Source organism: Streptomyces alboniger (assembly GCF_008704395.1).
GTDB classification, from domain to species: domain Bacteria; phylum Actinomycetota; class Actinomycetes; order Streptomycetales; family Streptomycetaceae; genus Streptomyces; species Streptomyces alboniger.
The window spans coordinates 638,025-660,838 of record NZ_CP023695.1 but is presented as its reverse complement, the minus strand read 5'-3'; the positions used below and the strand labels follow the sequence as shown (position 1 = coordinate 660,838).

At 68.0% G+C, this 22,814-nt stretch carries 14 protein-coding genes and 7 pseudogenes; 13 read left to right on the top strand and 8 right to left on the bottom strand.

Annotated elements, in window-relative coordinates:
• Positions 1 to 781: 781 nt before the first annotated feature.
• The 7 genes and pseudogenes from CP975_RS02855 to CP975_RS35485 all read left to right on the top strand — a co-directional run.
• Positions 782 to 1,957: a glycosyltransferase family 4 protein gene (locus CP975_RS02855; protein ID WP_150476541.1), complete on the top strand. Its 1,176-nt coding sequence runs from the start codon at positions 782 to 784 to the stop codon at positions 1,955 to 1,957.
• Positions 1,954 to 2,946 (top strand): NAD-dependent epimerase/dehydratase family protein, encoded by a 993-nt coding sequence (locus CP975_RS02850; protein WP_055530346.1) that lies wholly within the window; start codon positions 1,954 to 1,956, stop codon positions 2,944 to 2,946. Before CP975_RS02855 ends, CP975_RS02850 begins: the two co-directional genes overlap by 4 nt.
• Positions 2,943 to 3,572, top strand: a complete 630-nt coding sequence (locus tag CP975_RS02845) for a sulfotransferase family protein (RefSeq protein ID WP_150476540.1) — start codon at positions 2,943 to 2,945, stop codon at positions 3,570 to 3,572. Before CP975_RS02850 ends, CP975_RS02845 begins: the two co-directional genes overlap by 4 nt.
• The gene (locus CP975_RS02840; protein ID WP_055530342.1) at positions 3,569 to 4,981 is read left to right on the top strand and encodes a sulfotransferase; all 1,413 of its coding nucleotides are present in this window, start codon (positions 3,569 to 3,571) and stop codon (positions 4,979 to 4,981) included. Before CP975_RS02845 ends, CP975_RS02840 begins: the two co-directional genes overlap by 4 nt.
• Before the next feature lie 122 nt (positions 4,982 to 5,103).
• Positions 5,104 to 6,990, top strand: a complete 1,887-nt coding sequence (locus tag CP975_RS02835) for an ATP-binding cassette domain-containing protein (protein WP_150476539.1) — start codon at positions 5,104 to 5,106, stop codon at positions 6,988 to 6,990.
• Between the two features lie 39 nt (positions 6,991 to 7,029).
• Entirely contained in the window at positions 7,030 to 7,866 is an 837-nt protein-coding gene (locus CP975_RS02830) for a sulfotransferase family protein (RefSeq protein ID WP_055530340.1), read from the top strand.
• Positions 7,867 to 7,997: 131 nt separating this feature from the next.
• Positions 7,998 to 8,470: pseudogene (locus CP975_RS35485) on the top strand (transposase); the annotation flags it as partial.
• 187 nt (positions 8,471 to 8,657) lie between these two features.
• Here CP975_RS35485 and CP975_RS02820 read toward each other — a convergent pair.
• Positions 8,658 to 9,944, bottom strand: coding sequence for a low temperature requirement protein A (locus tag CP975_RS02820; protein ID WP_055530432.1), 1,287 nt, complete (start codon positions 9,942 to 9,944; stop codon positions 8,658 to 8,660).
• Between the two features lie 328 nt (positions 9,945 to 10,272).
• Positions 10,273 to 10,858: pseudogene (locus tag CP975_RS36535) on the bottom strand (transposase); the annotation flags it as partial.
• Between the two features lie 107 nt (positions 10,859 to 10,965).
• Here CP975_RS36535 and CP975_RS02805 point away from each other — a divergent pair.
• Entirely contained in the window at positions 10,966 to 11,454 is a 489-nt protein-coding gene (locus CP975_RS02805) for a DUF4231 domain-containing protein (RefSeq protein ID WP_342787897.1), read from the top strand.
• A 130-nt stretch (positions 11,455 to 11,584) separates the two neighbouring features.
• Positions 11,585 to 11,932, top strand: a pseudogene (locus tag CP975_RS02800) (ATP-binding protein); the annotation flags it as partial.
• A 2,042-nt stretch (positions 11,933 to 13,974) separates the two neighbouring features.
• Here CP975_RS02800 and CP975_RS36205 read toward each other — a convergent pair.
• Positions 13,975 to 14,109 (bottom strand): MmyB family transcriptional regulator, encoded by a 135-nt coding sequence (locus tag CP975_RS36205; protein WP_281292903.1) that lies wholly within the window; start codon positions 14,107 to 14,109, stop codon positions 13,975 to 13,977.
• A 407-nt stretch (positions 14,110 to 14,516) separates the two neighbouring features.
• Between CP975_RS36205 and CP975_RS02795 the strand changes: the two genes are divergently transcribed.
• Positions 14,517 to 15,350, top strand: a complete 834-nt coding sequence (locus CP975_RS02795; RefSeq protein WP_150476538.1) for a hypothetical protein — start codon at positions 14,517 to 14,519, stop codon at positions 15,348 to 15,350.
• Between the two features lie 54 nt (positions 15,351 to 15,404).
• On the opposite strand, the pseudogene CP975_RS36530 reads toward CP975_RS02795, so the two are convergent.
• The 3 genes and pseudogenes from CP975_RS36530 to CP975_RS02785 all read right to left on the bottom strand — a co-directional run.
• A pseudogene (locus tag CP975_RS36530) lies at positions 15,405 to 16,150 on the bottom strand (IS701 family transposase); the annotation flags it as partial.
• Between the two features lie 73 nt (positions 16,151 to 16,223).
• A pseudogene (locus tag CP975_RS36525) lies at positions 16,224 to 16,376 on the bottom strand (transposase); the annotation flags it as partial.
• Between the two features lie 304 nt (positions 16,377 to 16,680).
• Entirely contained in the window at positions 16,681 to 17,787 is a 1,107-nt protein-coding gene (locus tag CP975_RS02785; RefSeq protein WP_055528760.1) for a hypothetical protein, read from the bottom strand.
• A 72-nt stretch (positions 17,788 to 17,859) separates the two neighbouring features.
• Between CP975_RS02785 and CP975_RS02780 the strand changes: the two genes are divergently transcribed.
• Entirely contained in the window at positions 17,860 to 19,653 is a 1,794-nt protein-coding gene (locus CP975_RS02780; protein ID WP_150476537.1) for a hypothetical protein, read from the top strand.
• 18 nt (positions 19,654 to 19,671) lie between these two features.
• On the top strand, positions 19,672 to 20,124 hold the full coding sequence (locus CP975_RS02775; protein ID WP_055528763.1) for a hypothetical protein: 453 nt from the start codon (positions 19,672 to 19,674) through the stop codon (positions 20,122 to 20,124).
• Positions 20,125 to 20,131: 7 nt separating this feature from the next.
• Here the strand turns inward: CP975_RS02775 and CP975_RS34915 are convergent, their stop codons facing one another.
• Together CP975_RS34915 and CP975_RS02765 are read right to left on the bottom strand one after the other, a co-directional pair.
• Positions 20,132 to 20,824 carry a hypothetical protein gene (locus CP975_RS34915; RefSeq protein ID WP_055528764.1) on the bottom strand — a complete coding sequence of 231 codons (693 nt, stop codon included), beginning with the start codon at positions 20,822 to 20,824 and terminating at the stop codon, positions 20,132 to 20,134.
• A gap of 61 nt (positions 20,825 to 20,885) precedes the next feature.
• Positions 20,886 to 21,234: pseudogene (locus CP975_RS02765) on the bottom strand (ATP-binding cassette domain-containing protein); the annotation flags it as partial.
• Positions 21,235 to 21,638: 404 nt separating this feature from the next.
• On the opposite strand from CP975_RS02765, the pseudogene CP975_RS36520 reads away from it, so the two are divergent.
• Positions 21,639 to 22,737 (top strand): annotated as a pseudogene (locus tag CP975_RS36520) (IS110 family RNA-guided transposase).
• Positions 22,738 to 22,814: the final 77 nt, after the last annotated feature.

The following is a 22,814-nucleotide window of genomic DNA, read 5'->3' as shown; positions in this document are numbered from 1 at the left end:
TCGCCGAAGGAGCGAGTCCTGGCTTCGCCTGAAGGGTGAACGCGGCGGCCACCACGGCGGGATGCGCCTGAGGCGGCGCGGGGAGCCCCGCCGCCGTCAGGACGGAACAGACCACTCGATGGACCGCTCCCTCATCTCGCACCGCCTCGCGCGTGTCGGGTGCTACTCGCAGCAACTGCTCACCTCCACGCGTTCACTCTCTCCGGGGCAAGGACTTGAGGGGGAGGGGCCGGTGCTATGTCCGGCAGGGCCCGTCCTTCGCCGGACTGCCGGGGCTCCGACGGAACGAACCTCGCCGACAGGAGCACCGGCACCACGGGCGGGGTGAGACCTGTCCGGACCGCTCAGTCCTGGTCCGGAATGTCGATCATGAGCGCGTACTCGGGGAGTTCCTCGGTGACCTGCTCGATGTCCTCGTTCTCCACGATGTCCTCCATGGCTGCTCGCGGGCCCGGTGGAAGCGTCGGGTGACGCCCCGATCAGAAGTACCGCACACCAGGACGGCACACCATCGGGGGAGACCGGCCGGTGCGGGAACCGGACAGGTCCTGGTTTTCGTGCTCCGGCCTGCCCGCTACGGCATGGAACAGGCGAACGGCGTTCTGGTGACCGGTCCTTGTCGATGCGCGTGTGACGTGTGGGGCGCCATGGGCCCTGCCGGCCCGTCAAATCTGGCTGGCAAGGGTGAGGTCGGGCCCGCCCGTGCGCTGCCGTGCGCCCCTGTGTGCCACGGCCGCCCGGTGGCGGGCATTGTGCCCCGACGCCCCGCTGCGGAGCATGGGTGTCTCTCACCGGCATCTCGGAGGCCCATCCAGTCATGCGGATCGCCTACCTGCACTCCGGCAGCATCCCCTCCGTCTACGCGAACGGCGTCCACGTCATGCGGATGTGCGATGCCTTCACCGACGCGGGGCACGAGGTCGTCCTCTACGCGCTGCCGGGGACCGTGCCCGCCGGCGACGTGCACCGCTACTACGGCACCCGCAACCGATTCGAGGTGCGGAGCATCGCCCAGCCCGCCCTGCGGGGGCTCGGCGTATGGATCCGTGCCTGGCGGATCCGCGCCGACCTCCACCGACGAGGCACCCCCGATCTGCTGTACGGACGAGACCTGCGCGCCCTACTCGTCTCGTCGGGCCGGACCCCTCTGGTGTACGAGACGCATCTGATGTGGCCGCGGCGGATCGTCCGGAGGATCGAAGGCGTCCTGTTCCGCAGAAGGAACCTGCGACGCGTGGTTTTCGTGTCCCAGGCGCTCGCCGACGACTACCGTCGCGTCTTTCCGGAGCTCGACTCGTCGCGGTGGGCGGATCTGGTGACGGCTCATGACTGTGCCGACCCCGTCCCGGCCGACGGGCCGGTGGCAGACCTGCCGGGCCGCCCGGAGGCACCGAAGATCGGCTACGTCGGTCATCTGTACCCGGGGCGCGGCACCGACGTCATTCTCGAACTCGCCGCCCGCGTACCCGAGGCCGACTTCCATCTGGTCGGCGGCACCGCGGCCGACCGCACCCACTGGCAGAGCCGCTGCACACGCCCCAACGTCTACTTCCACGGACATCTCCCGCCTGCCGAGCTGGCCCCCTACCAGCGGGCGTTCGACGTCGTCCTGGCGCCTTACCAGCGCCGGACGTACTGTGCCGGAGGCGCGGGCGAGATCAGCCGTTGGGTATCGCCGATGAAGCTGTTCGAGTACATGTCCTACGGCAAGGCGGTCATCGCCTCTGATCTGCCGGTACTCCGGGAGATTCTGACCGACGGAGTCAACTGCCTTCTCTGTCCGCCGGACTCCGCCGAGGCCTGGGCGGCCGCGGTCAAGAGGCTCGTCGGTGATGAAAACCTGCGCGCCACCCTGGGCGGCGAGGCACGACGGCAGCTCCACGACCGCCACACCTGGCGGATCCGGGCCGACCGGGTGCTGGCCGGGCTCGGCGACACCACCAGGCCGCAGCCTTGACCCGGGCCGTGGTGACCGGCGCCGCCGGCTTCATCGGCTCCCACCTCTGCGCTCACCTGCTCGCGGCCGGTGACACCGTCCTCGGTATCGACGTGCTCACCGACTACTACGACCCGGCACTCAAGGAACGAAACCTGCGCGACCTGATCCCGCACCCGTCCTTCACCTTCCACCGCGTGGACCTGCTGGAAGCCGCTCTCGAACCCCTCGTCGACGGAGCGGACGTCGTCTACCACCTGGCCGGTCAACCAGGAGTACGGCCTTCATGGGGTAAGGACTTCGAGCTGTATGCCCGTCGCAATGTGCTCGCCTCGCAAAGGCTCCTGGAAGCAGTGAGGGACCGACCATTGCGCAAGTTCGTCTACGCCTCCAGTTCCTCCGTGTACGGCGACGCCCCGGCCATCCCCACGGGCGAGTCGGTGTGCCCCCGGCCGCTCACGCCGTACGGCGTGACCAAACTGTCGGCGGAACATCTGTGCGAGGTCTATCGGATCACCCTTGGCCTGCCCGCGGTGTCACTGCGTCTGTTCAGCGTGTACGGCCCGCGGCAGAGGCCCGACATGGCCCTGGCCCGGCTGATCGAAGCGGCCCTGACCGGCAGGCCCTTCCCGCTCTACGGGAGCGGCGAGCAGACCCGCGACTTCACCTACGTGCACGATGTCGTCACGGCGATGCGGGAGGCGGCCTGTTCCTCTTTCACCGGCGTGGCCAACCTCGGCGGTGACGCCCCGGTGTCCATGAAGCACGCCATCGCGGCCGTCGAGCGTCTCGTCGGCCCGGTGAACCTGGATCCACGGCCCAGCAGCCGTGGCGAGGCCCGGCACACCGCGGCCGACATCGCCCTGGCGGCGCGGGCGTTCGGATATCGTCCCCGCACGGAGCTGGACGACGGTCTGGCGGCGATGGCCGACCAGAGCGTCATCGATCTGGCGCGTCAACCCGAGTCCGGAAGCACCGGCCCGCGAGCCATGTGGAGGGGGGCCACGTGACCGGTGGTATTCCCGGTGCGGCACCGGACCGCTCCCGTCCTCGTCCCAAGGTCTTCGGTATCGGCCTCTCGCGCACCGGCACCCGCTCGCTGACCGCCGCGCTGCGCACCCTGGGCTTCGACACCGTGCACTACCCCTCCGACCCCGCCACCTACCGGACCCTGCTCGCGGGTACCGGGCGCTTTCCGCTGCTGGCGGACCATGACGGGATCACCGACATCAGCGTGGTTCCGTACTACGAGGAACTCGATCTCGACTGGCCAGGAGCCAAATTCATCCTGACGGTCCGGGAGGAGCAGGCCTGGCTGCGCTCGTGCGCGACACACTGGGCACGACCGGTGGACAGCAAGACCGACCGTGGCGAGGGGTATCCGGACATGCAGCGCTTCCTGCGTGCTGCCGTCTACGGGTGTCTCGAATTCAACCCGGAACGATTCGCCCGTGTCCACCGCCGCCACGTCGAGCAGGTGCTGCACCACTTCGCGGGCCGGGACGACGACCTGCTCGTCCTCGACATCGCCGGGGGCGAGGGCTACGAACGGCTGGCCCCCTTCCTGGGCAAGCAGGTCCCCGACCAGCCCTTCCCGAACGTCAACCGGCCCTCGCCCGCCCAGGACCGGCCGTGAGCGGCGCGATCCGCACCCTCCCGGGTGACTGGTCACCGCCCGCCGGCCGTCCGGTCGATCTGGTGCTCCGCACGGTCGGTGAGCGCACCACCCGCCTCGCTCTCGACCTCGCGATCCGGCACATCCGCCCACGCCGGGTTCACATCGCAGAGAACATCCGGCCGCTCGCCCGTGCCGTGGACCGTCAGGTGCACATCGACCACGGCGAGGCCTCGCATGTCGTCCACGTCGACGCCGACTGCCTGATCCTCGAGGACATGAGGCCCTTTCTCGACGCCAACGACCTGGCATACGTCGACAGCTTCGTGCACGACCGGTTCCGCGGCCGGGTCCACTGCGGAGTGCACATCACCCGAACCGACCTGGTCCGGGCGATGCGGGAGGTGGATGTCGAAGCGGAGGCACCAGCGGCGGGGCGCGGGCCGATGCTGCGGCCCGAGGCGTTCCGGCGGCACCTCGCCCGACGTCATCTCCAGCCCGATGTGCAGCTGAAGGGCTTTCACATCCTGCACGACCACTTCCAGCACTATCACCACATCTTCGCCAAGTACGCTCTGCGCGAGGTGCGCAGCCGTACCGAAAGCGCACACGCGGTGCTGAAGTCGGCCCTGCTGAGCTGGGGGGACGACCCGGACTTCGTGGTCGCCAGAAAGGCGATACAGCACAGCCGCTCGGTGGTACCCGCCGATGTCACCCCGCACGCGCTGGGCCAGTACCTCGACGGCCTGCCCGAACTGGCGGCCCGCGTGGTCGGGGAGCTGCGCTTGCCCAGCCGTCCTCGGCTGACCATGGCCAAGGTCCGGGAGGCCGTGGCCCGCGCCCCGCAGACCCTTGGACCCGCCGCCGACCGGCCCAAGGTATTCTCCCTCGGCCTGCCCGGTACGGCGACCCGGAGCCTGGTCGAGGCCCTCCACCTGCTCGGTTTCGACCTCGCCCACTACCCGCTGGGTGCAGCAGACCTGGCGGCCCTGCGCCGCGGGGACGGTGACTTCCCGGCGCTGCGGCACTACGACGGCCTGACGAGCGTCTTCGCACTCGCGTCCCTGACGGCACTGGACGCGCGGCATCCGCGGGCACGGTTCGTCGTCACCGTACGGGAGACGGAGAGCTGGTTGCGTGCGGTGGAGCGGCTCTGGGACACCGGATGGCCGGCGGGGGCGCCCGCGGCCGAGCGGGCCGCCCACAGGGAGGCGGCGTATCTGTTCCGTACGCGGATCTGTGGCGGGGAGACCTTCGACCCGGTTCGATTGGCTCGGGCCTACCAGGAACAACTCGTCCGCGTACAGCGTTACTTCGCTCGGCGCCCCGGGGACCTGCTGACATTGGACATCTGTGCGGGCGAGGGTTGGGAGAAGCTCGCCCCTTTTCTCGGGCGGCCGATTCCACCAGGGCCGTCCCCGAGAGTGTGAAATCCTCCACCGCACTGTCATCCGCACTGTCATCCGCACTGTCATCCGCACGTGGGGTTTCCGCGCCCGGAGAGGCGCGGCCCGGAGCGGTGTCACCGTGCGACACCGGGAGCGACGGCAGGATGGCACGGGTGCCGACCCATGCTCCCTCGACCTCCGCTCAACAGCCCGAACTGCGCCTGGGCTGGGACGACCCGCATCACGATCACGTCGCGGCGGCGGGTCTGGCGCAGATGGCGGCCCGTCTGCCCGCCACGATCGGCGCCGCCGCCCGGTTGAGCTGGGCCGCCGACCGGTGGGCGGCCCTCCAGCTGCTGGTGGCCCAGTTGCTCGCGGCTGCCTCCGCCGCGGTGCTCCTGGCCGCGACCGCCCAGGTGATCGGAGCCCTTGTCGGGCAGGGCCAGGCCACCGAGCGGCTGCACGCCGCGGTGCCGGCTCTGCTCATCGCGGCGGGGGCGGCCGCGACCCGGGCGGCGTCGGACGCGGTCTCCCAGTACGCGGCGGTGAAACTGGGACCGGAGGTGACCGCCCTCGCCGAGGAACGCATCCTCGCCAAAACCCCTGAGGTCGAGCTGACCGCGTACGACCAGCCGGAGTTCAACGACTCGCTCCAGGCCGCCGGACTGGGGGCGATGGCCACCCAGGATCTGATCGCCGACGCGCAGCAACTGATCTCCGCGGTGGCACAGTTGACGGCCGCGGCGACCGTCCTCACCCTGCTGAACCCCCTGCTGCTGCCGCTGCTGGTTCTCGCGATGCTTCCCAAGGGAGCGGCCGCTCTGGGCGCGGCTCGTATCGCCCACCGCACCGCTCACACCAGCCTCGCCGACAACCGACTGCGCTACATCCTGCGCCAGCACAGCACGGACCGTCGGACGGCCGCCGAAGTCAGGGCCGGCACCATGGCCGCGTTCCTGCGCCAGTGGTACGCCCAAGTCGCGACGCGGATCAGGACCAGGCACCGGGCGGCCGCACCCAGAGTGCTGCTGGTGACACTCGGCGGAGCGGCCGGGACCGGCATCATGCTCACCCTCACCTGGCTCACCGTCGGGATGCTGACGATGAACGGCACCATCGCGCTCGCGGTCGCCATCACGGCCGTGGTCGCCGTCCGCTCTTCCACCGGCGCGCTCAACTCCCTGGTGGTGGCGAGCGCCCGACTGTTCCGCACCTCGCTCCACCTCCAGGACTGGCAGGACTTCCTGGCTCTCGCCGACACCCTGCGCGCCACGCGTGGACCGCTGGCGATCGACTCGGCCGGTCCCCGGGAGATCCGCGCCCACCGAGTGTCCTACCGTCACCCCGGCAGCCCGGTGAACGACTTTGCGGTTCACGACATCAGCCTGACCCTGCGCAGCGGTGAAGTCGTAGCCCTGGTGGGTGAGAACGGCTCCGGCAAGACGACTCTCGCCCACCTCCTCACCGGCCTCTACCTGCCCACACACGGCACGGTCAGCTGGGACGGCATCGATCTGGCCCAGGCAGATCCGCACTCGGTCTGGTCGCGTGTCGGTCTGGTGCCCCAGGACTACACCAAGTGGCCGATGGCCGCGAGGGAGAACATCACGCTCGGTCAGGACCGCGGCGGAGACGGCCTCGTGCACGCCGCCGCCCGCGAGGCCGGCGCGGACAGCGTGCTGGCCGGACTGCCGAACGGTCTCGACACACTGCTGGCCAAGTCGTTCTGGGGCGGGCACGATCTCTCGGGCGGCCAGTGGCAGCGCCTCGCCGTCGCCCGCGCCTGCTACCGAGAGGCCGGCGTCCTGGTCCTCGACGAGCCCACTTCCGCGATGGATCCACGTGCCGAACACCGGGTGATCAGCCGCTTCAAGACGCTGGCCGAAGGCCGGACCGCCGTGTTCGTCACGCACAACCTCACCAACACCCGCGTCGCCGACCGCATCATCGTGCTGGCCGGTGGGAGCATCGCCGAGGAGGGAACCTTCGATGAACTCCTCGAGCAAGGCGAGCTGTTCGCGGAACTGTACAAGCTGTCACAAGATCGGTGACCGGTTCCTCGGCCCCGGCGACGGAGGTGCTGTGAAGTGATGAACAGTGAGCGGCACAACAAGGCGGTGATCTTCATCATGGGGGCCGGGCACTCCGGTACCACGCTGCTCGGGCTGATGCTGGGTGCGCATCCGGCGGTCTGCTTCGCCGGCGAGGCGTGGAACAGCACCCGCCTCGGCACCACCGACGGACAGGGGCGGACCGTCGGCTGCAACTTCTGCACCGACGATTGTCCCGTGTGGGGCGACCCGCTGCCGAGCACCGGCCCCGACCTCTACGAGGTGCTGGCCCGGCGCTGCGGGCGCCCCTTCGTCGTGGACTCCACGAAAGCGGTCGGCTGGATCGATCAGCAGGCGGCACTGCTGCCCGGCGCCGTCCACCGTCATCTGGTGGTGCTGGCCCGTGATGGCCGGGCGGTGGTCAACTCCCTCCTGCGCAAGTACCCCGACGCCCGCCCCGCGGAGCTGGCCGCGGAGTGGGTCGCCCAGATGCGCCGGACAGAGGATCTTGCGGCCCGCTGGCCCGGCATCGTCAGCCGGGTGCACTACGAGGACGTCGCCACCCACCCGGAGGACGTCCTGTCCCACCTGAGCGCGACACTGGGCTTCTCCTTCCTTCCCGCGATGCTCGACCCTTGGCTCAGCGTCCAGCATCCGTTGGGCGGCAACGCGGGCACTCAGTACATCGTGGCGCGGGAACGCGCCGCACGGGCCACGGGCCGGCCCGTCAATCTGAAGCGCACCGAGCGCGCCTACTACCTCGGCCACCCACCCGCGATCGTGCTGGACCTGCGCTGGCGTGAGGAGATGTCCGAGCCCGCGCTGCGCGCCTTCGACGCGATCGCGGGCGAGACCAACGCACCCTATGCGCGTTGACGGTTGCCGAGCCTCAGGATTGTGCCGGCCGGCGCGGGCAGTCCCGCATGCCGACCCAGGTGGGTGGCGGCGAGCAGATGATGAGCCAGCCTGATCATCCCGAAAGTAGCCTCTGACCTGTATGTTCCTCCGTCCTGCACACCGGCATCCAGTGGGAGTACCTGCCCCAGGAGCTGGGCTTCAGCTCGGGCATAACCCGCTGGCGGCGGCTTGCCGCCTGGAGCGAGGCCGGTGTCTGGGACCAACTCCACGTCGTCCTGCTGGAGAAGCTGCGCTCGAAGAACCAGCTGGTCTGGTCGCGGGTGGTGATCGTCTCCCGACCCCGCCTACGGCCGGACGCGCTGCTGGCTGATCGCGGCTATGAGTACGACCTGTACCGCCGACTGCTCTGGCACCGCGGTATCCGCCCAGTCATTGCCGAACGAGGCCAGCCACACGGCTCGGGCCTGGGTATCTTCCGATACGTCGTCGAGCGTACGATCGTGTGGCTGCACGGCTTCCGCCATCTCCGTATCCGCTGGGAACGACGCGACGACACGCACGAAGCTTCCTCAGCCTCGCTGCCTGCCTGATGACTCATCGCCACGTTCAACGGCCTTGTTAGCGACTCTTAGTAGGTGGGGTCTTAGGGGTCGCGATCTTCTTATAGCGAGTGGCGATTCCGCGCCGCTGCTTCGAGCGTCGGGTGCCTTTGGTGAGGCCTGTTGGTCGACCGCGTCGGTGTAGGGGGTGTGGAGGACGAACCGGATTTCGACCGTGGAGCAGCTGGTGCGCGGTGTTCCGACGGTGAGTCAGTGGTCCTGTGCGGCGATGCTGTTCAGCATGTCCTGCTGGTGGCGATGTCCGATTGTCTCGTAGCCGATCACGGTGACGAAGGGGGCGAGCATGACGATGAGCAGGCACACCGCGATGGCGACGCCGGCCGCGGAGAGCAGTACGGCCGTGGCGAGCACGGCGAGCGTGAGGCCGATGAGCAGCAGGTGGAAGCGGTCGGCGGTGGAGAGCAGCAGGGTGTGCAGGAGATAGACCATCAGCAGGTAGAGGCCGACGGGGAGGGCAAGGGACAGGACGACGGCGGCATCGCTGATCTTCGTGTGGTGTTCCAGGTGCAGCCCCGCCACGTGGAGCCCCGCCCCCGCTCCGGCGATGCCGATGTAGAGGGGGATGTGTCCGTAGCCGAAGAGGTATCCGCGGTTGCGGCGGTGCGTGAGGATGTCGCCGAAGGGGGTGGTGAAGTACACCCACCACATGCCGAAGGTCAGACCGACTCCGGCGACGACGACGGCGATGGCGTTCGCGCTCCACTGTGTTCCGTCCGCGCCGCCCAGGAGCTCGCCGGACGAGGCGATGGTGCCGACGACTCCTTCGCCGAGGGTGATGATGGCGAACAGGCCGTAGCGTTCGGCGACGTGGTGGGGGTGCCAGGGGGTCCCTCCCGCGCGGCCCTGGGTGAGGAGCGGCAGCGCGAGTTCGAGCACTCCGAGCACGGCGAACGCGGCCAGCACGGCGGGGAGCGGCAGCTCGGTGAAAGCGACGATGATCCATCCGGCCTGGGCGATCATGGTCCAGCGGATGTTGGCCATCCCGACCTTGCGGAAGGGGGGAGACTCCCGGGCCGCGCGCCACCACTGCGCGACCATCGCGATCCGCATCACGACGTAGCCGATGACCATGGCCCGCAGTTCGAGGTGGTCGCCCTCTTCGAGGGAGTGGAACATCGCCGGGAGGCCGAGGGAGAAGACGACGACGCCGATCATCTGGAGCATCGTCAGGGCGCGGTAGAGCCAGTCGTCGGTAGCGAAGGCGGAGGCGAACCAGCTGAAGCTGATCCAGGCGACGCTGATGGCGAACATCGCCAGTACGAAAGCGAGGATCGCGTGGGTGGCGTGACCTTCGGCGAGCATCTCGGCGAACTGGGATGCCGCAGTGCCGACGGCGACCACGAAGGTCAGGTCGAACAGCAGCTCCAGTGGTGAGGCGGCCCGGCCGTGTTCCTCCGGGTCACGGCCGGTCATCGGTACCAGGCGGTGCGAAAGCCCGCGCCGGCGGCCGGCGCTGGTGGTGTGGGAGTCGCTCATGCGCCGCATGATGCCCGATGCGGAAGCGCTGACGGTCCGGCGCCACGCGGCGCCGGCAGGGGCGTAGGCGGGTCTGGGGCGGAACGGGGGCATGTCAGGTATCCACTCCGACGATGGACTTGCTCTCCAGGTATGCGCCGATGCCGAAGCCGGCCCACTCTCGGCCGTTGCCGGACTGCTTGTAGCCGCCCCAAGCGGTATTGCCATGCCACCGGGCGCCACCGCCAGCAAGAGACGCCTGCTCGAAGCCGCATACCAAGAGTTCACCGACTACGGGCTCGCAGGTGCCCGCGTGGATCGCATCGCCGAGAGCGCGCAGGTCAACAAGCGCTTGGTCCGTCTTGTCCGGGATGGTGCAGCGGATTCCCCGGCGGCTCAGGTAGGCGCGGTTCTTCCGAGAGGCGTATGCCTTGTCCGCCCGGACTCGGCTGGGGGGCACGCGGGGTCGGCCCGACCCGATGCGAGGCACGCGGACCTTCTCCAGCACGGGTTCGAATTGCGGCGAGTCGACGCGCTGTCCCGCCGTGAGCACGACCGGCATGGGCTTCTGGGCCTGTTCGAGGGCCAGGTGCAGCTTGGTGGTGAACCCGCCGCGCGAGCGTCCAGGGGCGTGATCACCAGGTTCGGCGAAGACCCCGCCTGGTGGTTCCTTTTGCAGGTCACCTTGCTTGCGGGCCCCGGCCGCGTGCTGATGAGCGCGGCACACCGTGGAGTCAACGCTCAGGTCCCACGTGATCACACCCTTCGCGTCGGCCAGAGACTGGAGACGCGTGAAGATCCTGTGTCAGCCGAAGTTGTAGGCCGTCGATCAGCCGCCGCCGAGGCCGGACGGGCGGCCGCCCCGTCCTCGTCCCCTTCGGCAACAACGGCTCCAATACCGCCCACTGTTCATTCGTGAGATCTCCCCGCCCCATGAACCGTGATTACCCAACGCTCATGATCCACTTTCGACACACGGCCTAGCGGTGCGCGGTCCCGATCTGGCATTTCACCGCGGTCCGCGGCAGGCATTCGGCATCATGTGCGAGTGCGCCTACGGAGACTAGGAAGACGACAGCCACCGGCTCCGGAAACGGGCCACGACGCTCTGCTCGCTTACGCCGAGGAGGAGTTGGCCTGGTACGCGGGAACGCGCGACCGAGCCCGGCGGCTCCATCAGCTGACCGAACTGACAGCTTTGATCACCGGCGCTGCGACTGTGGTCGCCGCCGGGATCCAGGCGCCTGCGGCGGTCACGGCGTCCCTGGCCGGAGCGGCTGTGTTCATCGGCGGGTTCCGGCAGGTCTTTCAGCACGTCGACCGCTGGGTTCTGGCCGCAGAGAGTTGGACGAGCCTGCGCGTGGAAGTCCATCGCTACCGGCTCCTCACGGATGAGGACCGCGACCAATCGGCGCGGGAACGACTCCTGCAGAAGATCGAAGAGGTCGCCGCAACTGAGGTCACGGCGTGGGCTTCAGGCCGTCGCGCGGCTGGAGGAGGAGCCGCGCACCAAGGCCAGATCACTCCGTGAACGCTCAACAGGGTCAGGTCCGCCCGCCGGCGTACCGACGCCCAAGCCATCGGCACCGTCGTGACCCAGGCACGAACTCGCGTATCAGGATCAGCAGCGAACTTTACCGAGACCGCTTGGCGTCAAGGCCATGATCGTATGGCTCAACGGCACTCACGGCGCAGGCAAGACGACGACCAGTGCGCTCGTCCAGCAGCTGATCCCGGACTCACGGGTATTCGACGCCGAGAAAGTCGGCGAGATACTCATGGACATTGAGCCAGGACTGCCCGCGACGGACAACTATAAGCACTGGCCGCCATGGCGGCCGCTCGTGGTCGAAACCGCCCGACGCATCCTCGACTACACCGGCGGGAACCTGGTGATGCCCACTACCGACCTGGTCGAGCGGTACTGGCGCGAGATCAGCTCGGGCCTTGTGCAGCACGATATTTCGGTCAGGCACTTCGTCCTCCACGGTCGTCAAGAGCTGAGACGACCTCCCGACGCCGCACCTCGCAGGTGACAACAAGACTGCCTATGTGACAACTACCGTGCTTCGGCTCAGCGAGGACCAGGCGGAGCTACCGGAGAAGCGCGCTCAGAAATGCTGCTGACCCGCGCCCATCTCTCTGGAGGCGCGGGTCAGCAGGGGCAGAGACGTGTCAGAGGCCTGACGGGAGCCGCTCCCCGGTTTCACCGTCGTACGCACGGCCGGTGGGGGAGAGGCGGATGGTTCGGGATTTGGCCCTAGAGGCCTTCTTCCAGGACTTCCGGCCAACTGCTACCCGGACCGTCGGGCTACGCCATCGGCCTTGACGCTGTCGATGTTGAGTGCTGCTTTGACCTGCCTTTGTATGCGGCGGCTTTGGCCTCGCGTTCCTTGCGCTGTTCCTTGTCGTCGGCGTCCTGCCATACCGCGGCAGAGGCCAGGGCCAGGGCTGTGACAACGGCGACGGATGCCCAGGTTCGGCGCGGCCGACGGACCTTGCCGTCGCCGCCGGGAGCGGTGTTCTCGTCGTCAAGATCCGGCGTGGACCGGTCCGGTCCACCTGGCCGCAGGCCCACACCAGGAAGCCAGGGCGCACGTGCCGGGCTGTGTCGGAAGAACGAGAGGTCCGGTGCCCCTGCGCTCATCCTGATTTCCACGAGGGGTTCGGAGGTAGCCAGGCGTACTACGCTGACCTCGCCCATATCAGCGTCGCCACCGGCCGTTGCCGAGGGTGACCTCGCCGCGATGCTGCTCAACCGCTACTTCGAGGCTGGTTTCCCCGCCCTTCCTGTCAGTGACTCGCGGACCGATGGTGCCCGCGACTTCATCGGGACAGGAATTTCGCCTCACTCACCATTCACGTTGGTGCCCGCGCTGCGTCCGGGAGAACGGCGGCCGCGGCTGGCCTGGTCGTACTCCTGCCCGATTGATGAGACCCTGCCTCGCTGCGACGGGGGCGTAGCAAAGGCATCGTTCGGTCCAGTAGCGGGCTTCCGGACGTCGTCGGCGGCCGAAGAGCGTTGAGGAAGCGAACCTTGCCGTTGAGTCGAGCAGCGGACTCATAACCCGTCGGCCGTGGGCTCGAGTCCCACCCGCCCCACTGTGCAGGTCTCTGACCTGTGAAAACGTCTCAGTAGGTGTGTGGATTCAGAACTTTGACCCAACGGAGTAACGCCGCTGCGCGTGAGTTCAACAGCGTTGCTGCCACCTGTAGTTAGAACTGCTCCTGACCTGCATCGATGGTGTGTCTCGTAGTCGGGCAGGTGGCCGCAAGCGGCCTCTGTGAGCGGCTGGGCGTCCTATTCGGGACGCTGGCAGGACGCAGGGAATCGGAAGGGTCGCTCCGGTGTCATTCAATCCGACGCCACAGAGGTGGGCGACGGAGTGGCGCCGGCCGATCAAGGTGCCGTGCGGAGCCTTGGATCGTGGGCTAGGTCGACCGCGGTGCGGGAGAAACTGCCCGTACTGGAAACTGCCCGAAGGAACGCTTCGGTTTCGCGCAGAGCCGTGCGGGTCGCGGCAGCACCCACCCGTAACGAGCTGGGCCATCGAGATAGCCTCTCCAGGGCACGGGAGGCCAGGGCCCGTCAGCGTTCGCGCGTGCCTGTGCGAGTCGCGTCCTGGCACCTGCGCATCGCCACCGAGACGGGACCGTTGCCGTGGCGCAGGCGGCTCACCTAAGGCTTGCGTGCATCCCCGTCCACCGGTCGAGTCCATGCAGATGGTGTACGAGGCTGATCTGACCCGGAGGGCTCCGGCTTTCAGCTGGCGGGCGCGGACGAACGGCCGTCGGCTGATCTTCGAGATGCCGACGTCACGAGTGGTACACGTGTGGGGTCGTGCGTGACCTTGTGCATGCGCTACACCCTGAGGGCTCTGGGTGGGGGAGCACTGTCAGAACCGGGAAGGTTCGTCGCCGGTGGTCGCGGACTTCGTCGGTAGTCGTCCTGGCCGAGGGTAGCGGCCCAACTGGCCAGCAGCCGGAGGCTGTCGTGGGACGGGGTCCGTGCTGAGAGCGGTGAGGGTGAGGTCTGGGTCCGTCGGGATGGTCATCCCCTCGAAGGCGGCGAGAGTTCGCCGACCGCGGGATGGCGGAAGAGCTTGGTGTCCGTCTGGTGCAGGCGTACGTCGTGGGCTGCCCAGAGGGCGCGGAACTCCTCGCTTCCCCGATGCCGACAGCTCAGTCCGGCCGTCGGCGACGCCGACGGAGATGGCCGATGCCACAGTCGCCTGCGTGGAGGCGGATGCTCACGTTATTAACGTGAGCACAGGGCTGTCGGGACCGTCGCTGCTGCACCAGCCCCAGCTTGTCGATGCGCTGACCTTCGCCACGGCGCAGCGGACTCTCGTCGCCGTGGCCGCGGGAAACGAGCCTATGGTGGGCGGTTCCGTCCTGACCCGGCACCCGGCGTGATCCCTGTGCTGGGTTGTACGCGGGCGGGCCTTCCGTTGGTCTCGTCCACCCTTGGTCGGGCTGCCGCGCGCTACGGGCTGGCTGCGCCCGGAGAGTCGAACCATCACGGGAGTCGCGATCCGGACTCAAGGTGAAATCAGGGTGACACGGCGCCTTCTGGGCTGGGACGATTCCAGGGTGAAACAGATTTCGTCGCCCGCCATCGGGTGCGCAGCCGACATCGCGAGGGATGTCTTCTCCAAGGCCGACTTGGAGATCGTCTTCATGAAGGCCGGGCTGGACGACTTCATGCCATCCGCGTCGTACAGCAAGGCCGAGCTGGTGATCCAGACGGTACGGGGCGCACAGCGACAGGCCGCCGACGCCGACCTGACGGCCCGTAAGGCCCTGTACGAGTTTGTGCGGCTGGTCGCGGAGCGGACAGCTCCCTCCGAGCAGGGGGACGTCCGTACCGGAACACCGTTCTGGCAGCTGCGAGAGGCCCTCCGGGCGGACGGCTTCGACCTAGTTGCGGAGTACGAGACCTCTGAGGACATATGGGGCGCACCGCAGACGGGTGGTCTGGTCGGCGTACGTCTCCTGCCCCTGGACGAACCGCTCGCACCGCTCAGCAACGAGATCACGGCTTTGGAGCACGGCTTCGACCGGCTCGGGATGACCGTCGCGAAGAACTGCTACCGCCAGGCCGTGGACAATCTTGTGGAGCAGCGTTTCGAGGCGGCGAACGGGCAGCTGCGGGCCATGTTCGAGGCCGTCGTCGTCCACGTGGCAGCCGCGCATGGGTTCACAAGCACGAAGCAAGGCGACGGAGGGCTGGCCATCGCGTACCTCATCGACCAGGGCCTGTTGCCCGAGAAGGACGGTGGGCATTTCGTACGCGGACTTTGGCAGATCACGCACACCAACGGACCGCACCCGGGCACCTCGGACGCAGGGGAGGCACGGTTCCGCCTTCAGGCGTTGACCAGTGTGGTTCGGTACCTGATCGACCGCTTCGCCCCCGTTCAGTAGTCAGCCAGGCCGTGCGCGTGGAACTGCGCACGCATGCGTGCGGACTGTCCGGGCGTGGAACGGTGTTGCCCGCAGGCTCGGACGGCACGTAATGCCGCGGGCCAGCAGGGTAGTTGGGGCTGGTGGGGTGTGGCGGTGCCCCCTCTCTGGCCGGCCGTCGGGGCAGGGGGCCCGGTGCGGTGGCATCCAATGGTCCGGGCGGCGCGAACCACTGGTCCCAACAGAACGAGAAGGCGCAGATGACCAGGGTCTGGTGACGGCGGAGGGCGCAGTCGGAGTGGACCTGGAAGTCGGCCCAGCCGAGTTTGTCCTTGATCTGCTTGTAGCTCTGCCCGATCCACGGCCGCAGTCCGTAGAGCCGCACGATCTCGGCGAGGTCGTGCGGCGGGTGCGGGCTGGTGGCGGCGTGAGGGGCGGGGTGGGGCAGATTGGCGGCCAGGTACCCGGTCGCCTTCTCCGGCAGGGTGGCCGGGTCGGTGGTGGCCACGACCAGGCGGCAGGGGCTGTCGGGGCCGTAGCCGCCCAGACGGGCGTCGGCGGCCCACCAGGTCTCGGTGTGCCCGTTGCGAAAGTGGCGCTCGACGGGTGTCCACTTGCTGGGTCGGCCGGCGTCCCGGCAGGTCAGAGTCTGTGCGGCGTTGATAGGGGTGTGCGGCTGGTCGGCCGGGGCCCAGGTGCCGTTGCTCCGCTTGCTTGAGGGCCACCACGTAGGCCCGCAGTGTGAAGTACCAGTCGTCGCTGACGGAGTAGGCACAGTCGGCGACAACCGCCCGGCAGCCGAAGCCCGCCTCCTTGTCCCGCCTCGGTCAGCCGCGTGAGCATCACGCGGAGCATCCGGTCCGCCACGTCGCCTTCGACCAGACGGTCACGGAAGTCGCACAGCAGCGAGTAGTCGAACCCGGTGTCCTCCAACTCCAGGCCCAAGGCGTACTTCCAGTCGATCCGCGTACGCGCCGCCTGTGCCGCCGCCCGGTCCGACAGGTCTTCGGCGAACTGCAGCACCGAGACCAGCGCGAGTTGCCCCGGTGAGAACCCGGGCGCCCATCAGCGGGATAGAGGTCGGCGAACTCCTCGTCCTCGAACAGCACATCGGGACGATCCCGCACCAGCATCGCGGGCGTTCCCTTCGGGCAGGCCGCCCACGCCGTGCGCACGGTCCGCGCCGGAATCCGCTGGTAATCCCCTGGCTGCAACGACATCAGGCCCGCCCCGACCTCGGCACCGCCCCGCTGCCTCCACTGAAGCACCGACCGGAGCAGCTGTCAGCACCCACTGGAGATCACCAACAGAGTCACGGCATTGTGCCTGGAGCGAAAGGTATGGGGCTGGCTTACGGCGAGCGCCGTTCCAACACCGAAGCGTGAAAGAGACGGTAAGGCTGATTGGCTTCCTGTCGGGTCAGCATGACACGAGTGCCTTCAGCGGTGAGCAGACACACGTTCACCGTGGGTGGGGCTGCGACCGGGGCGGTGGAATAGCCTTGGTCGCCCTGCGGGCACTTCGTGGCATCCAACTCTCCCCCGCCGGGCATGGGTTGCAGGCGAGCGCCGTTGAGCGGGCGGAGTTCGTAGTTGTCCGCCGACTGACTTGCCGCTTCCACGTCCGGATTCCTCTCCGAACTCCCCCAGCTCTCGATGTCGAACTTCCGGGTGCCGCCCAGTTTTATGTCCCTGCAGGTGCGCAGGCATGGCACGGACGCGGAAGGTACGGACGAGTCGTCGTGGGCGGGGGGAGAGGTCGGGGGACTGCTGGAGGCAGAGGTGGTCGTACGGCTGTCCGTGACCGCCTTGTCGTCGCCGGTCGCAGGCCAGTCCGAGAATTTCAGTGCTGTGACGGTCAGACCTGCCAGCATTACGAGCCCTGTGCCCACTGCCCATGGCCTCATCGAGCGTGTGGCCCTGGGCGGTCTGAGCCAGGGCACGATCGCGAACCACTGGGATCTCCTCGGTGATGCCACTGAGGTCACCTCACCGCTGGCATTGGCCCCTGCCACGTTTTCGGCCACAGGCCGATCGCCGGGCGTGCGGCGCCGGCCAGGTGCGGCCCGCTCGGGTGACTCCAAGGTGGTCGTACCGCCGCAGGCCCGGTACGCGCTCGCCCACCGGTCGAGGAGAACCTGCGCGTCGGTGTGGTCCTGGCGGTGGTGGGCAGACCAGACCCGTACCAGCAGTTCCACATGCGACCAGACCGGCGCGCGGTCACGCTGCTCACGCCGTGTGCTCACCGTGGCGCACCACTCGGCCACCGTCAGCGGCGCCTGCACTCCCTGGACCTGCGCGGAGCAGATAATCTGGTCGGCCTCGTGATGCAGCGCACGAAAACCGGGGCCCTCCGCCCCGAACGCACTCAGTGCCTCTCGAAAGTCCCTCCACTCGCCGTACCCATCCCGCCGAAGCACCTGCTCCAACAGGTCGCGCCAAGTCCTGCTCGTGCACATGTGTCAGCGGCCCTTCCGTGCGCGCGGCGGTACCAGCATGACCCAAACCATGGACGGGCAATTCGTTGGTCTGTGCACGGTGCGTCGGGTCTTCGCGAATCGAGCACGTTCTTCAGGACGATCGTCCGGTTCGCCGTTACGTTGGAAGGGCCGTGGCCGACATCGACGCCAGGAGACCCTGTGACACCCGAGGACGCTGCTCACACCGAGAAGTTCCTGGCAAAGGTGAGATCACCGCACGCAGCCCGGGAACTACAACGGTGGGCGAAACGGCACGAAGCAGTCTTCTACGACGCCCACTGGAGCGGCAGGGGCTTCACGGAGGCTCAGGTGCTCGGTTCTCACGTCCAGAGGGATGGGGAGCACGTGCAGGGGGTGATCATCAAAATCGTCACGAAAGGCGATCCGGACAAGGAGTTCACGGCCCATAAGAAGGCGTACCGTGACTCACCCACCTTCGCCGAGCGTCACCTGGCCCGCATCGTGGAGGGCCTTCAGCTGGAGAGCGGCGGGTCCGTCACCTTCCAGAGTGTGGCCGGAGGCGACTTCCGTGAGACCCAGGAGATCGACGAAGCACTGCCCGAACGTCTGGACCAAGTCGACACGTGCCAACACATCACCTCATCCTTGCTGACCGAGTGGAACACGAAGTCCAAATCGAAACCTGAGCAGATCGGTACCCTCCTGGCACAACTGCTCAAAGAACCCAAAGATCGCCTGGCCCCCAGGGGCACCCTGCATCTATGGGCGGCCGAGCACGAGGGACTCCTGACCGCTCCCCGGAGGTGGATCAGCCAGGGAGGACAACTGTGGATCAACCCCTTCGCGCTGGTCGGAAACGGCTCCCTCGGTGACCAGTTGGACAGTGTGCTCGTCACCCGTGGCAAGGTCCACGGCGACCTGCACCCGGGGAATCTACTGCTCCCGGCGAGGGACCACACGATTGCGTTCTTCCTGGTGGACCTGGCCCGGCACAGCGATTCCAGCCCGCTGGCCTGGGATCCCGTTTACCTCCTGCTGACCACCATCGCCAAGTCCTTGTCCGTCATGGACCGTCGTACCCTCGACACGCTTCAGCAGTGGGCCATCGACCCTAGCCGCCCTCAGGAGCGCAACTGGCCCGCGCCACTACGAGCGATCGGCGTGGGGACGACCAGAGCGGGTGAGGCGCGGGCGCTCCATAGGTCAAACACGGCCCCATGGCGAACACAGCGGCTACTCTGCGTCGTCGCAATCTCTCTGATCCTCACCGGCCGCGACCGTCTTCTCCAACCGTGGGAACGGGCCTGGTTCTTCTGGCTGGCGGCACGGGCGGCTACGCAACTCGTGCCGTTCGGGCCCGGACCTGAAGAGGAGCCGCTCATCCTGCCCGCAACGCTCATCCCTCAGAACACGGTGATCCGTCTCGACGATCACCGCGGCCGGGAGATCACAGGACCTGTCCGGTCGGTGGAGCCGCCGTCCGTCGTAGGCGTGGTGGACGAGGTCGAAGCGGGGACCCAGCTGGCCTCTGCCGCCACAGAGACCGTCCCGAACTCCGTCGCGCGGGAGACCGCGCCCGGGGACGGCCCGTGGGAAGAGTTCCTGTCGGAACTGCGCACCGTACGACTGGACGCGCCAGACGCGGCCGTCCTGGCAGCGTGCACGGAGACTCTGCGCTTAAGGCTGGAACGGGCGCTGAGCACGCTCGGGGACGGCACGCTGGGAGGCGGGCCGGGATCCGGCGGCGAAGCAGCACATCTGCTCGGCGAGTTGCGGACCACGTTCGAGGAGGCGTTCCAGGCCGGGTCCACGGACACGGAGGTACGAGCCGCCTGCCGACACGCACAGTTGCTTAGGACCTGGATCCTCGGTCTGTCCTCCTGACCGCACCACCGTCCCGACATGGCCGAACCCGCTTCCCTCATCTTGGGGCGTGCCCGACGTGCCCTTGAGGAGATACGTGATCTGACCGAGGACATAGAGGCGCTCGAACGGGAGATTCCGTCGTGTGTCCGCAGGGTGGAGCGGATGCGGCAAGAGCTCACGGGGCAGTTCACCGCCTCGCTGGTCGACGCCCTGGTGAAGAAAGTGAAGGCGGTGCGCCGGGCAGCCGATGCCATCCGGCTACTCGCCGACGGCAGGGACACATACTCTCCCTATGAGTATTTCGAGTCATTGAGCAGGCTCGCCGGCTTCCTGGAGAATGAACTCGACACGGCCATCGCCCTCTTCGCCACCACAGAGAGAAACAGTCCGTCCGCGTTGCAGAGCCACGAGCACGGACAGGTGATCAGCATGCTGATCGACGAGAAGGGTGAGCCCGACGAAGGCGACGACCGTCGTCGGACGAGTTGACGTCTTCTCAGTTCACGGCTGGCCCCACCACGAGTTGTTCCAGAGCGGACATGGCCGCCTGCATGGGGCGGATGAACTCGTGTCGAAACCTGCTGGACTCCGCATAGGGGCCGATGAAGTCGGCCAGTTCGGGCAAGCTGCTCAGCTCTGCTTCCGGGCCCGCCGCCACCGGCATGCAGTCCTCGTACTCCGTGATCAGCAATCGCAAGTAGTCCGAGGCCGTGTCGAGCGACTCCGCGGGACCGCGGTCCGCACCAAGGACGCCGCTGTGGGCGCCCATGATCCGGGACATGGTCTCCAGAGCCAGTTGCGCGTCCAGGATCGCCTGCAGCAACTCGTCGTACCGGGCCAGCCGGACCCGACGGTGCGCGTCGCCCGGACCGCCGGTCAGGGCGGTGGCACGCAGCAACCGCCGTGCACGCTTCGTGGCGTTGTAGTGCGCGACGAGATCACGGAGATAGTCCCGGCGGGTCTCCCGAAGGGCCTCGGTGCGCTCCTCCTGCTGCCGGATTCGCTCCGCACGGCGGTCCGCCTCGCGATTCAACGCCTGATAGACGAGTGAGACACCGCCCCCGAGCACCGCCACCAGGAAGAACTGGAGCAAGGCTTTGTACGGTTCGGCGCCGATCGCTCTCTCTATCGGGTCGTGCCACAGCACGAGCGCGAAGACGAAGCCCGTACTGGCGATCGCGCCGCACACTATGGCGACCGCCGACCGATACCTTAAAGAACTCCCCGTGGTGTCGATGTCCGGATCTTAATGCCGGTTCCGCCGCACGTCGACGGCGCACGGGGGCACTCCCTGTCGCACCGAGGGGGCCGATCGACCGCACGTCCGTGGGCACCCTCCTAATGGGGTTGGCGAGGTTGAGGCGGGGGTCGGCGGAGATCCGGGGCTGCTGGAAGACGACGCCGAAGGCGGTACGCAGGTCGTTTAGGGCGCGGTGCCGCCAGTGCCGGACGGGTTCGTTGTCGAGGTTCAGGGGTGCCGGAGTAGGGGCGGTGCAGCAGGGCGGCGACGCGGGCCAGGGTGGATTTGCCGCAGCCGCTGGGGCCGAGCAGACCGACCGCTTCGCCGGGCGCGACGGTCAGGGAGGCGTCCCGGACCACGGGCGCGTGCCGGTCGTATCCGGCTGGTGCGGCGGGTGACTTGGGTGTCTGTCATTGCCGGTCACGAGCAGACCAAGGGTTAGGCCGTCCTCTCGTCTCGCGGCAGCAGTTGGTCTCCGGTCCGGACGAAGTCTTCCGACAGTGATCGGATCATGCCGTTGTGCCGGTGCTGGTGGGATTGTTGCGTGGTGCTGTCCCGGGCGGGGGTCTGACTCATGAGATCTATGACCGAAGTGTCCAGTCACGGGCTTGTCGACTGTCGTTGCGGGATGGTGTCTGCTGTCACCGAGCCACAGGGCGTGTCCCCATAGGGGCCTTGCCGAAGTTCAGGCGCCATCACGGTTCAGACCGCCCGAGAAGCCTGGTGCCAGCCACCCAGTACGTCACCACGCGGGAGGCGAACCATCGTGACGACCCGACAGCACAGCACCACCTCGAGCACGGATCCGCCCGTTCGGCGCGAGGTCGTCCTGGGCGTGGACACGCACGGTGAGGTGCATGTTGCCGCCGTGCTCTCCCCGCTCGGGAAGATCCTGGGAACGGAATCCTTTCCCGCGACGGCGGCCGGCTACCGACAGTTGCTCGTGTGGGCCCGCAAGCGGGGTACGGTGCGCCGGGCCGGTGTGGAGGGCACCGGCACTTTCGGCGCGGGCCTGTCCCGCTACCTGCTGGCCCAACAGATTCAGGTCTTCGAGTGAACCGGCCCGACCGCTCAGCCCGCCGACTGCTCGGGAAGTCGGACCCGCTCGACGCTCAGGCCGCCGCGCGAGCCGTGCTCAGCGGCCGCTCCTGGGCCCGGGCCAAAACCGGCGACGGTCCGGTGCACAGCGCCCGGATCTTCAAGCTCGCCAGGACTCGGCGGTCAAGGCCCGTACCCAGGCGATCAACCAGCTCAAGGCCGTCCTGGTCATCGCCGATCCCGCACTGCGGGAGCGGTTGTCCAGCCTGGGCAACCGCGAACTGTTCCGCACCTGCGCACGCCTCGAGCCAGGCGACGATGAGGACGGCGAGAACGCGATGGCCCAGGCCACCCACATGACCCTGAGAATGCTCGCGGAGCGTATCGAACAGCTCACCGGGCAGATCAATGAGCTGAACCAACGCCTGACCCGGCTCGTCGAACGCCACGCCCCGCAGCTGCTCGTCCCGGTGGGCATCGGCCCGGACAGTGCCGTCACTCTACTGATCACCATGGGAGACAACCCCGAGCGGCTGAACACCGAGGCATCCTTTGCCGCCCTTTGCGGAGTCAGCCCCGTCGAGTACTCCGCGGGCCGTCGGAGCACGCGCCGGCTCAACTACGGCGGCGACCGTGAGGCAAACGCCGCCCTGCACCGCATCGTGTTCACCCGCCTGCGCCATGACCCGCGCACCCAGGCGTACTACGAACGCCGCACCCAGGAGGGCAAGACCCGTCGTGAGACCATCCGATGCCTCAAGCGATATGCTGCTCGAGAGGTCTTTAACCTGGTCAGACCGGTTTCCCGCACCCCCGCGTTATAGGGGCGTCTGCGGACGGCCTCGGCTTTTTTCGCTGCCCAGCTCGACCCGACCCGGCCCAGGTGACGGCGCTCTTCGAT

Coding starts and splice junctions, on each gene's coding strand:
- CP975_RS02820 (WP_055530432.1), bottom strand. CDS start 9,944: ATGAGCGACTCCCACACCACCAGCGCCGGCCGCCGGCGCGGGCTTTCG.
- CP975_RS02830 (WP_055530340.1), top strand. CDS start 7,030: ATGAACAGTGAGCGGCACAACAAGGCGGTGATCTTCATCATGGGGGCC.
- CP975_RS02835 (WP_150476539.1), top strand. CDS start 5,104: ATGGCACGGGTGCCGACCCATGCTCCCTCGACCTCCGCTCAACAGCCC.
- CP975_RS02785 (WP_055528760.1), bottom strand. CDS start 17,787: ATGTGCACGAGCAGGACTTGGCGCGACCTGTTGGAGCAGGTGCTTCGG.
- CP975_RS02775 (WP_055528763.1), top strand. CDS start 19,672: ATGGCCGAACCCGCTTCCCTCATCTTGGGGCGTGCCCGACGTGCCCTT.